Genomic DNA, 12,207 nt, shown 5'->3' on the forward strand with positions numbered 1-12,207 from the left:
ATCGGGCGGATGGATCGTGGATGATCCGGCAGCATCCGGGAGCACGGCAGTGACGGCAGCAGGTGGCGAAATTCGCGAGGTGGAGGGGGAGCGGCAAACCACCGGGCTGCTGATCTATCGGGCGAGTCGGCTGGAGAAGCTGCTCGATCCGCTGGTGCAGTTGCTGGCGGTCACCCAGCCGGACAACGTGCTGGCGCCGCAGACCATCATCGCGGCGCATCCGGGCATGCGGCACTGGTTGAACGGGGCGCTGGCGCGCAAGTACGGCGCGGGCGGGATCGCCGCGAACCTCGACATCCTGCTGCCCAGTCCGTGGATCGATCGGCTGGCGCGGCAGCAGCTGGGCCAGCGCGCGGTGTCGTTGCCGCGCTACCAGCGCCAGCACCTGCGCTGGAGCATCCATGAAGTGCTGGGTGGCGACGTGGCGGCGCTGGGCATCAGCGATGCGCGGGTCACCAGCTACCTGCGCGCCGACGGCACGCATCCGTCGGGCGGCGTGGCGGATCAGGCGCGCCGTCGCTTCCAGCTGGCCGACCGGCTGGCGCGGATCTACTCGCAATACCTGGTGTATCGCCCGGACTGGTTGCGCGGCTGGGAACGCGGCCACTTCAGCCTGGTGACCGGAAACGCCGCCGAGCCGGTGCTGGCGTCCACCGAGCAGCGCCTGCTGGCGCCGCTGTGGAAGCACCTGCATGACCGGCTGGGCGCGCATCGCGGCGACGTGGTCGGCGACCTGATCGAACAGCTCGGTCGCGTCGGGGCCGGCGGCGAGGCGCTGCACGTGTTCGGCGTCAGCCACCTGGCGCCGTCCGAGCTGGCGGTGTTGCGCGCGGTGGCGCGGCATCGGCTGGTCGCGTTGTACGTGCCCGATCCCTGCCGCGAATACTGGGGCGGGCTCGGCCGCACGCTGCCCGCGCTGCGGCTGCAGGGCGCCGAGGAACAGGCACGGCTGGACGCGGCCGAAGGCAACGACTACTGGGCGGACCAGGCGCATCCGCTGCTGGCCAGCTGGGGGCGCATGGGCCAGCACTTCATCATGGAGCTCGCCGCGGGCGAGGGCGACGTGTTGTCCGACGTGCGCCATCGCGAAGACGAGCAGGCGCTGCGCGGGATGAATCGTCTGCAGCGCGTGCAGCAGGGCATCCGCGCGCTCGATCCGTCGCTGATGAACGTGCGGCTCGACACGCCGATCGATCGCGCCGCGCGCGCCGACGCATCGCTGCGCGTGCACAGCTGCCACACCCGCCTGCGCGAACTGGAGGTGCTGCGCGACCAGCTGCTGGATGCGATCGCCGGTACCGATGCCGACGGCCAGCCGATCCGTCCCGCCGACATCGTGGTGATGGCGCCGGACATCCAGGCATACGTGCCGCTGATTCCCGCGGTGTTCGGCGTGGCCGGCCATGCCGGCGGGCTGTTGCCGTACCAGCTGGCCGACGTGGCGGTGTCGCGCAGTCACTCGTTGTTCGGCGCGTTCCGCAAACTGCTGGACCTGCCCGGCACGCGGGTCACCGCGCCCGAGGTGGTGGACCTGCTGGCGGTGCCGGAAATCTGCCGACGGCTGGGCCTGGACGCGGCCGGCGTGGACGAGCTGGCCGAATGGCTGAAGGCCAGCCGGGTGGCGTGGGCGCTCGATCCCGCGTTTCGCGCCCGCTTCGGCGTGCCGCCGATCGCCGAGCACACCTTCGGCTGGGCGATGGATCGCATGCTGGCCGGCTACCTGATGGCCGACGCCGCCGAGGCCGAGCGGCAACCGTCGGTGCATCTGCCCGACGGCACCGAGCTGGCGCCGCTCACCGGCATCCACGGCCCGGCCGCGGGCTACCTGGGCGCGCTCGATCATCTGCTGCAGGAAGTGCAGGCGCTGTGCGACCTGTCCGCCGAAACGCGCCGCGCCAGCAGCTGGGCGAGCGAACTGGAGCGCCGCTTCGAGGCGCTGTTCCGCATCGATCCGATGGAGCGGGCGGCCCGCGATGCGCAGGCGATGGTGCTCGGTTTCATCCGCACCCTCGGCAGCGAGCCGGCGGCCGCCGGCGAGGACCCGCTGCTGCACTTCAGCGTGGTGCGCGACCTGCTGGTCGAGCGGCTGTCCGCCGTGCCCGAGCAGCAGCGTTTCCTGATGGGCGGCGTCACCTTCTGCGGCATGGTTCCGCAGCGCGCGATCCCGTTCAAGGTCGTCGCGGTGCTCGGCCTCAACGACGGCGACTTCCCCCGTTCGGGCAGCGACGCGGGGCTGGATTTGATGGCGCGCTATCGCCGCCTGGGCGATCGCGACGTGCGCAGCGACGATCGCTACCTGTTCCTGGAAACCCTGATGTCGGCGCGCGAACGCCTGCACCTGAGCTACATCGGCGAAGGGGTGAAGGACGGCAAGCCACGCAATCCGGCGCCGCCGCTGGCCGAACTGCTGGCCGTGCTGGATGCGGCCGCGGGGCTGCGTCCCGACGACGACGAGGCGGACCGGCCGTGGCTGCTGCGGCATCCGCTGCAGCCGTTCGACAGCCGCTACTTCGACGCCGGCGATGGACGGCTGTTCTCCTACAACGCGCTGTTCGCCGGCATGCATGGCCGCGGCGACCAGGCCGATGTGGCGCCGTTCCTCGACCACGGCGGCGCCGCGGGAATCGACCCCGGCGCGACGATCGCCCTGCGCGAACTGCATGCGTACTACCGCGACCCCGCCAGGCAACTGCTGGAACACCGCATGCAGGTCAGCCTGGACGCGCTCGCCGACGATCGCCTGCCCCAGGACGAACCGATCGAGGCGCGGTTCGCCGCGCTCGACACGGTGGCCAGGAAGCTGTTCTTCAACGACGCGCTGCCGGGTTGGCCGCACGCGGCGTGGCCACCGGCCACCGCGCCGGACTGGCTGCGCCTGGGTGGCGTGATGCCGCCGGGCCGGGCCGGCCAGCAGGCCTGGCAACAGGAAAGCGCCGTGGTCGGCCTGTTGCTGCAGGAAGCCGCGAAGCTGCCCGGTTTCGAACACGCGGCGCCGGCCGGTGGCAGTTGCGGCATCGATGTGCCGATCGGCGGCTACCGCGTGACCGGCCAGGTCACCCACGTCCATCGCAGCGGCATCGACGACGGCGAATGCTGGCAACTGCTGCGCGTGTTCGGCGGCAGCGGCGACCGGCTGAAGAAGGAAGCGGAACTGGGCTTCCGCGAGCGCGTGCCGATGTTCCTCGACTGGGCGCTGCTGCGCCTGCACAGCGCCCGCGCGGGCGGAACGCTGCCCGCGCTGCGGCTGCGTCCGCTGCTGGACGGCGACGAGCGCCCCTGGCAGGACGGCATCAACGACTGGGACGCACGCTTCATGGCGGCCGATGACGCCGGGCGCGCGGCGCTGCTCGGCGAACTCGAACGGCGCCTGCAACGGTTGCTGGGCTGGTGGTTCGAGGCGCAGTCGGCGCCGCGCTGGTACTTCCCGAAGTCGGCGTGGGCGGCGATCAGCGAACGCATCTATCCGAAGAAGCGCACCAGTCGTTCGGGTGACGTCGAGGCCGCCGACGAGCCGGCGCGGATCGACATCGGTTCGAGCTGGATCGCCGGTCATGGCGGCGTGGGCGAACGCGACTATGCACCCGGCTACAGCCACCTGCTGGCCGGTGAGGTGGACTTCGCCGAGGGCAGCGCGGAGCTGGCCGCGCTGGCGGAATTTGCGCTGGCGCTTTATCGCTGCATCAGCTTCGACGCCAGCGTCGAGGTGTCGGCATGAGCACGGCAGCGGTCATCGACTGGCGCAGCCTCGACCTCGCCGATGGCGGGCGCAGCCTGATCGAGGCCAGCGCCGGCACCGGCAAGACCTGGACCATCGCGGTGCTGTATCTGCGGTTGCTGCTGGAGCGGCAGCTGTCGCCGCGGCAGATCGTGGTGACCACGTTCACCGACGCGGCCGCGCAGGAGCTGCGCGAACGCCTGCGTGGCAAGTTGCAGTGGGCGGTGCTGCGCGCCAGCGAGAACCTTGCCGGCGAGAACGACGCCGGCAGCGACGAGGGCAGCGACGGACAATGGCTGCGCGCGCGCTGGCAGGGCGATGCCGAGCTGCGCGTGCGCGATCTGCAGCGCCTGCGCCTGGCCCTGGCGGAGATGGACGTGGCGCCGGTCAGCACGCTGCACAGCCTGTGCCGGCGCATCCTGGCCGATCATCCGTTCGCCTGCGGCGTGGCCTTCGTGATGGGCGACATGGTCCCCGGCGAAGCGCTGCTCGACGAAGTGGCCGCCGACCTGTGGCGGCGCCTGCAGCAGGCCGATGGCGACGACCCGCTGGTGATGCTGGCCGCGCAGGCGGGCGACGAGCTGAGCCTGGCACGACTCACCCGGCGGCTGAAGGTCTGCCTGGCGCCCGGCGTCAGCGTGAAGATGGCATCGGCAGCCGAGGTCGACGCCGTGCTGGACCCGGCGTGGGCAGCGCGGCTGCGCGCCGCCGTCGCCGACGGCACGCATTTCCGCAAGGGCTCGCTGTTGCCGGGATACTGGAGCGAGCTGGCCGACTTCCTCGACGACCGCGCGCGCATGCCTGGCGCGAAGGCGTGCGCTGGGCTGAAGGAAGCCACGGCATTGACCGGCGTGCTCAAGGGCAGCAAGGACAACAGTGAGCTGCTCGCGCTGGCGGTGTTCGCCGAGCGCTGCGCCGAAATCATCGAAAGCCTGCGCGCCGGCTTCTGGCACGAGCTGGCCGCGCTGGCCCGGGCGGAAATGCGCTCGCGCCTCGCCGCGCGCCACCAGCTGACGTTCGACAGCCTGATCCAGTCGGTCGGCGACGCGCTGGCCCGCGAAGCGGAGCGCGCCGGCGATCGTCCGCTGGCCGATGCCCTGTTCAAGGCGTGGCCGGTGGCCCTGGTCGACGAATTCCAGGACACCGACGGCCAGCAGTACGGCATCCTCGATGCGATCTACCGCGAGCGCGACGGCGGCACCCGCGGCCGGCTGGTGATGATCGGCGATCCGAAACAGGCGATCTACCGCTTCCGTGGCGGCGACATCCACGCCTACCAGCGCGCCGCCTCGGCGGTCGCCGCGACGGGCCGGCTGACGCTGGACACCAACCATCGTTCCAGCGCGGCCCTGGTCCGGGCCTTCAACCAGTTCTACGCGGTGGGCGGCACGGCGCTGGACGCCGCGGGCGAGAGTCGCATCGCCTACGAAAGCGTGAACTGGACCGAACGGCGCGCCGGCCAGCCATACACGATCGATGGCGAACCGTGCACCGCGCCGCTGGTGATCCACTACCGCAGCGATCCGCCGTCGTCGCAGCCGGCGCGTCGGGCCGAGGCGCTCGAGGTCTGCGCGAACCAGATCGCCGCCATGCTGCAGTCGGGCACGCATCGCATCGGCGGCGAACCGGTGCAGCCGTCGGACCTGGCCGTGCTGCTGCCCACCGGCAACGACATCATCAGCCTGCGCGATGCGCTGCGCGAACGCGGCGTGCCCTGTGTGACTTCCTCGCGCAGCAGTGTGTTCGACACCGAGGTGGCCCGCGAGCTGCAGGTCGTGCTGTACGCGATCGCGCATCCCGCCGAACTGGGCGCGTTGCGGGCGGCGGTGGCCACGCGGCTGTGGGGCGCCAGCTTCAGCGAGCTGCAGCGCTGGGGCGACGACGTGGCGCAATGGCAACCGGTGGCGGATACCTTCCGCAGCTGGAGCCAGCAGCGGGCCGAACGGGGCATCCTGCACGTGGTCGGCCAGCTGATCGACCGCCTGGCCGCGCGTTACCTGCAGACCATGGCCGGCGAGCGCGTGCTGACCGACCTGCGCCACCTCGGCGAATTGCTGCAGGCGCAGAGCGAGCAGCTCACCGGCATCGAGGAACTGCTGGCATGGCTGAAGCAGTGCCGCGAGGATGGCGCGGCCAGCGACAACGACGCCGCCGACGCGGCGCAGCTGCGCATCGAATCGGACAGCGCCCGGGTGCGCCTGATGACGCTGCACGCGAGCAAGGGCCTGGAGTTTCCCATCGTGTTCCTGCCGCTGATGTGGAATCACGGCGAACGCCCGGGCGACGGCATGTACGTGGTCAACGATCCGCGCAGCGGGCAACGCCTGGCCGAGTTCTCCGCCGCGGCCAGGGCGCGCGAGGCGCAGGACCTGCAGGACGAACGTTTCCGCGTGCTGTACGTGGCGCTGACCCGCGCCATCCACGCCTGTCACCTGTTCGCCTTGCCGCCGCAGCGGCCGGCCAGCGCCAGCAGCAAGACGCCCGCCAGCGGCACGAAGCGCAGTGCGCTGGACGTGATGCTGGAGCGCATCGATCCCGCGCTGGATTCGGCCGAACTGCGAGAGCAGACGTCGAATATCCGCTGGATCGACGGCTGGCATCCGCTGGCGCGACACGACTTCAGCGGTGTCGCCGCGCCTGCCATCGAGCGTCACGCGCGCGCACTGCCGCCGCCGCGCTCCGGCCCGCTGGAGGCGAAGCACAGCTTCACCACGCTGACCCAGGGCGAGCATCGCGACGCGGTGAATCCCGGCGCCGCCGCCGGCGACGAGGATGCAGCGGGCAACGTCGAGCTGGCCGATGCCGACGTCGTGGCGGCGGTCGAGCAGCCTTCCCCGATGGCGGCGGCGGAAGCCCATCCCGGCCTGCTCGCCCTGGCCGCGGTGCGCGGCACCGATTTCGGCAACGCGGTGCATGCGGTGTTCGAGCATCGCGAGGTGGGCGCGCCGATGTCGGCGCAACGCGAGTTGATCGCCCAGTGCCTGCGCGACGCCGGCGTGCGGCGCAAGGACATCGAGCAGTCCGACCTGGTCGACCTGCTGGTCAGCCGCATCCAGGATGCGCTGGACGCGCCGCTGGGCATCGCGGCGTATCCCGCGTTGTGCCTGGCCGACCTTGCCGCGGCCGACCTGCGCGCCGAGATGGGCTTCCACTTTGCGCTGGATCGCGTGTCGATGCCACGCCTGCGCGCCGCCTGCGCCGCCCATGGCGAAGCCGAGCTGGTGCCGGCCAGCCAGCGCGTGCTGAGCGGCCTGATGAACGGCAAGATCGACCTGATCTTCCATCACCACGGGCGTTATCACGTGCTCGACTACAAGGGCAACTACCTGGGCGACACCCTGGCCGACTACGCGGGCGAGGCCTTGCGCGCACAGATGGACGCCAGCCACTACCGCTTCCAGGCGCTGCTCTACACCGTCGCCGTGGATCGCTACCTGCGCCAGCGACTCGGCGCGGACTACCGCCGCGAAGAACAGCTGGGCGAATGCGTCTACCTGTTCATCCGCGCGGCGGGGCTGGCGCCCGACGCGGGCATCTGGCGGCATCGCTTTTCTTCCGACCTGCTCGACGCGGTCGGCGAGGTGCTTGCCTCCGGCTCGGCCAGCGAGGAGGTCGCATGAACACGCCCGCACGCAGTTACCACTTCCGTCGCTTCGCCGGCGACGTTGCGCCGCCCGACGCGTGGCGCATGCTCGACGCCACGGTGGCGCGCTGGGTGCTGGCGCACGGCGGCTCGCCGTTGCTGGCGCGGATCGCCGGCTGGGCCAGCCATGCGGAAGGGCATGGCGACAGCGCGCTGCTGCTGAATGGCGAGGCGGCGGCGCGCCACGGCATGCGGGCTTGCTCGGACGAGGACATCGCCGCGTTGCGCGCCGAGCCGATGGTGGCGCTGGCTGGCGCCGGCGACGCTGGCGGCACGCCCTTCGTGCTCGATCCGCCGCACTTCTATCTGCGCCGCAACTACCTGCATGAAACCGCCGTCGCCCGGCATGTGCGCCAGCGCCGCGCGTCGTCGCTGCCGGCCGGCGAGGTCGATCCGGCGGCGATCGACGCGCTGTTCCATGGCGACTCCGACGAGCGGGTGCAGCCGCAGCGCCAAGCCGTCGCCCAGGTACCAGGCAAGCGCCTGTTCGTGCTGACCGGCGGCCCCGGCACCGGCAAGACCACCACCGTGCTGCGCATGCTGATGATGCTGATCAGGGAACGCACCGCGCGGATGCAGGCGGCGCCCACGATCCGCATCGGCGCGCCCACCGGCAAGGCCGCGCAACGCCTGTCCGAGTCCCTGCGCGACGGCGTCGCACGGATGCGCGCCCACGCGGATGCCGCACGCGATTTCGACTGGCAGGCGCAACTCGACGGCGCGCTGGGCGCCGAGGCCAGCACCCTGCATCGGTTGCTGGGCAGTCGTGGCCGGCATGGCGGTTTCGTCCACCACGCCGACAACCCGGTGCCCGCCGACATCGTGATCGTGGACGAGGCCTCGATGGTCGACCTGGCCATGCTGCGCAACCTGCTCGACGCGCTGCGCGAGGACGCCGCGCTGATCCTGGTCGGCGACGCCGACCAGCTCACCTCGGTCGGCACCGGTTCGGTGCTGCTCGACCTGGTCGGCGCGATGGAAGCCGAACATGCGCCGGACCTGGTGCGCCTGAGCCACAGCTTCCGCGCCGACCAGTCACTGGTGCCGATCAACGAGGCGATCCGCCGCGGCGACGCGGACGCGTTCGCTGCCGCGTGGCGCACCGCCGGCGACAAGGCGCTCCGTCGCCCGCTGGCCGACGCGCAGGATCTGGCCCGGGCGCTGGCGCGCTGGAGCACGGCGCTGGCCACGACGCTGCAGGAGGCGGGCGCGCTCGACGTGGTGGCAAAGGCCGACCAGCGCGGCGTGCTGGCGGCGCTGGATGCGTTGCGCCAGCGCCAGTTGCTGTGCGCATTGCGCGAGGGCGAGTTCGGCGCCGCGACGGCCAACGCGATCATCGAGCGCAGGCTGAAAGGTCGCCTGGGCGTGGCGCCGGATGACCAGTGGTATCCCGGCCGCGCGGTGATGATCACCCGCAACGACTACACCGCCGGCCTGTTCAACGGTGACGTGGGCCTGTGCCTGCGCGACGAAAACGGCAACCTGGCGATCTGGTTCGAAGTGACCGTGCAGGGTGCCACCGCGATCGATGGCGAGACGCTGGCCGTGGGCGCGGCCCATCACGTCGGTCGCCGCGCCGTCAGCTTTGCGCCGGCCGGCCTGCCCGAACACCAGGGCGCGTTCGCGGTGACCATCCACAAGAGCCAGGGTTCCGAATACGACCACGTCGCCGTGCTGCTGCCGCCGGACCCGCAGCACCGCATCCTGTCGCGGCAGCTGCTGTACACCGGCATGTCGCGGGCCAGGCAGGGCCTCGAGTTGTGGGCTGCCGACGCGGCCTGCGACACCGCGCTGGCCACGCCGGTGCGTCGTGCCAGCGGACTGGCCGCGCGCATCGCCTGACGCGCGCGGCCGAGTCCGCGGTCAGAACACCCCGAGCAACCAGAGCACCAGCACGATCACCACGAGCAGGCCCAGCCCGCCCACCGGGCGGTAACCCCAGGAACGGCTGTAGCCCCAGGTCGGCAGCGCGCCGATCAGCAGCAACACGAGGACGATGACGATCAGCAGCGACAGGGACATGGGGACTCCTCGATGCGCGCGCCCCCGATGGGCGCGGCGGCCACCGCGGTGAGGCGGTGCAGGCAGACCATCGCAGGCGCGCGGTGGATGAATCGTCAAGCGGCGCGGCCCGGGTGATCACGAGGCAGTCACGGCAGCGCTCGCGGGTGCCACGACTTCCGGCCAGCATCGCCAGCGCGAACGGCCCGCCGCTGCCGCAACGCAGCAAGCCTGCCGCGCCTCGTCCGTAGTAGCTTGCGTGGCAACGGGGCAGCCATCATCGACCCCGGGGGGACGGACGTTGCGGCAGGTGGGGCAGGCCCGGCCAGCGGGACATGTGCCTGTCATGCACGGACGACAATAATGAAACGCCGCCTTCGCTGGCGGCTCGCGCATTTCCTGGGGAAATCATGTCGAATCCGAATCCGCGTGCAGACGTCCTGGCGTCACCTCGCAACTGGTTGTCCTGGTCGATCCGCTGCCTGTTGCTGGGGCTGGCGCCCATGGCGGTGCAGGCGCAACAGGCAGGCGATGCGCCGGTGCCGGCGGACAGTGCGCCGTCGGTGGCCAACGCGATCAATCTCAACCGGGTCACCGTGACCGCGCAGAAGCGCGAGCAGCAGGTGGTCGACGTGCCGATCTCGATCTCGGCGTACTCCGATGATTTCATGCGGCGCTTCGGCATCAGCGACGTGGAGACGCTCAGCCGCTACGTGCCCGGCGTGCAGGTGCAGGTGCAGAGCCCGAACAACCCCGGCATCGCGGTGCGCGGCATCACCACCGACGATGGCGCGGCGACGGCGGCCAGCCGCGTGTCGATCTTCCAGGACGGCGTGGACATCAGCCGTTCGCGCGGCTCGATGGTGTCGCTGTTCGACATGGACCGCGTCGAGGTGCTGCGCGGACCGCAGGGCACGCTGTTCGGCCGCGGCGCCGAGAGCGGGGCGATCTCGCTGATCCAGAACAAGGCGCAGGCCGGCAACTCGGGCGGCTTCCAGAGCGAGTTCGGCAACTTCTCCAGCCGCAAGCTCACCGGCTGGATCAACACGCCGATCTCCGACAACGTCTTCGCCCGGGTGGCGGTGCACAACGCCTACCACGACGGCTACGTCGAGAACCTCAGCGGTGGCCGGCTCAACGGCGAGGACACCAAGGCGATCCGCGCCAGCCTGCACTTCAACGTGGGCAGCGGCAGCGGCATCGACCTGATCGCGAACTACCAGCGCGACGCCCCGCCGGGCACCGACTTCCACAGCGGCATCGTGCCGAACCGCTACGGCTCGACCGACGTCTACGGCGCGGCCGATCTCGATCACGGCGACCAGCTGGGACTGCGTCGCAAGGTCTACGGGCTCACCGCGATCGGCGACTTCGCGCTGAGCGACAGCTGGCGGCTGTCCAGCACCACCGGCCTGCGCAAGTTCAATTCGCTGGAGAAGTTCGACGCCGACGGTTCGCAGGTCAACATGCTGAACTTCGCCGAGCATTCGAAGAGCCACCAGCTGAGCCAGGAGCTGCGCCTGAACTACGACGCCGGCGGCAGCTTCACCGGCTTCTTCGGCGCCAACTATTTCTACGAGAACGGCAGCGAGGCGGTGCCGTTCAGCACCGACGAACGCAGCCTGCTGCTGCAGCTGCTGGCGCTGGCGCCGACGCTCGACGGGCTGTCCGACTCCACCCGCCAGCTGATCGCCCTGCTGGGCCCGGCGCCGCCGCTGCTCGACGCCAACTACCAGCCGAACCAGCCCTACAGCGCGATCCCGCTGCTCGGCGTGCCGCTGAACACCAACGAGCAGGAGGCGTATACCAACTACGGCCGCACGCGCTCGTACGAGGCGTTCGCCGACGGCACCTGGCGCATCAATGACCGCTTCGACATCACCGGCGGCCTGCGGGTCAGCCGCGAGGAGCAGGCCGGCGCCTACCAGGTCACCAACGCCTCGCCCGCGTCGGGCATCGGTACCACGCTGGCGCTGTTCGGCGCGGGCTTCAACGGCGTCACCGGACCGAACAACCTGTTCGTGCCGACCAACGGCCGGCTGCACAACGAACACGACAGCACCTCGGTGGTCGGCCGCCTGATCGGCAGCTTCCACATCAACGAGGACACCAACAGCTACCTCAGCGTGTCGCGCGGGCGACGGCCCAACGTGCTGGCCTTCAACGTCAACGAGGCGGGCACCGGCTACGACAAGGTGGTGCTGCCGGCCGAGACCATCCTGAGCTACGAAGTGGGCCTGAAGGGCGAAGGCGACGGTGGCCGTTTTGCCTACGACCTTTCCGCGTTCTATTACGACTACAACAATTTCCAGAGCACCGCGTTCCAGGGCGGCCGGCTGCTGACGCTCAACGCAGGCCGCGCCAAGGTGCCGGGCTTCGAAGCCTCGTTGCAGCAGGCATTCAGCGATCGCTTCAGCGGCTTCTTCAACTACAGCTACCTGCACGCGCGTTTCGCCGACAAGGACAACCAGGGTCGCCAGCAGGGCTACGCCGGCAACCACCTGCGGCTGGCGCCGGACCACACCGTGGCGATCGGCGTGCAGTGGAACCAGCCGCTGGCGGAAGGTCGCAACCTGTACGTGCGGCCCAGCTACACGTGGCGCTCGAAGATCTATTTCGAGGACAACAACAATCCCGCCTATGTGCAGCCGGCGTATGGCCTGCTGAACCTGCGCGCGGGGGTCACCTTCGACAAGGGACGCTGGGATCTTTCGGTGTGGGGCGCCAACCTGCTCGGCAAGAAGTACCTGGTGGATGCCGGCAACGTGGGCGAGAACTTCAACCTGGCCACCTACATCCCCGGCGCGCCGCGGACCTTCGGCATCGGCATCAGCGGCAAGTTCTAGCC

General features: G+C 70.6%; 5 protein-coding genes. 4 read left to right on the forward strand and 1 reads right to left on the reverse strand.

Features of this window, described 5'->3' with window-relative positions:
- The first annotated feature begins 49 nt into the window (after positions 1–49).
- Genes recC through recD form a run of 3 tightly spaced genes read left to right on the forward strand, consistent with a single transcriptional unit; the run spans position 50 to position 9,200 of the window.
- Complete coding sequence (gene recC, locus ASD82_RS08585) at positions 50–3,715, forward strand: exodeoxyribonuclease V subunit gamma (protein WP_056717417.1); 3,666 nt, start codon at positions 50–52, stop codon at positions 3,713–3,715.
- Positions 3,712–7,335, forward strand: coding sequence for a UvrD-helicase domain-containing protein (locus ASD82_RS08590; protein WP_056717418.1), 3,624 nt, complete (start codon positions 3,712–3,714; stop codon positions 7,333–7,335). The genes recC and ASD82_RS08590 overlap by 4 nt, the downstream gene beginning before the upstream one ends.
- Positions 7,332–9,200, forward strand: coding sequence for an exodeoxyribonuclease V subunit alpha (gene recD, locus ASD82_RS08595; RefSeq protein WP_056717419.1), 1,869 nt, complete (start codon positions 7,332–7,334; stop codon positions 9,198–9,200). Before ASD82_RS08590 ends, recD begins: the two co-directional genes overlap by 4 nt.
- A gap of 21 nt (positions 9,201–9,221) precedes the next feature.
- Here the strand turns inward: recD and ASD82_RS17355 are convergent, their stop codons facing one another.
- Positions 9,222–9,374: a DUF3309 family protein gene (locus ASD82_RS17355; protein ID WP_200946065.1), complete on the reverse strand. Its 153-nt coding sequence runs from the start codon at positions 9,372–9,374 to the stop codon at positions 9,222–9,224.
- 395 nt (positions 9,375–9,769) lie between these two features.
- On the opposite strand from ASD82_RS17355, the gene ASD82_RS08600 reads away from it, so the two are divergent.
- Positions 9,770–12,205, forward strand: coding sequence for a TonB-dependent receptor (locus ASD82_RS08600; protein ID WP_056717420.1), 2,436 nt, complete (start codon positions 9,770–9,772; stop codon positions 12,203–12,205).
- The last annotated feature ends 2 nt before the right edge of the window (positions 12,206–12,207 follow it).

Source organism: Rhodanobacter sp. Root179 (genome assembly GCF_001428465.1).
In the GTDB taxonomy this organism is placed as follows: Bacteria; Pseudomonadota; Gammaproteobacteria; order Xanthomonadales; family Rhodanobacteraceae; genus Rhodanobacter.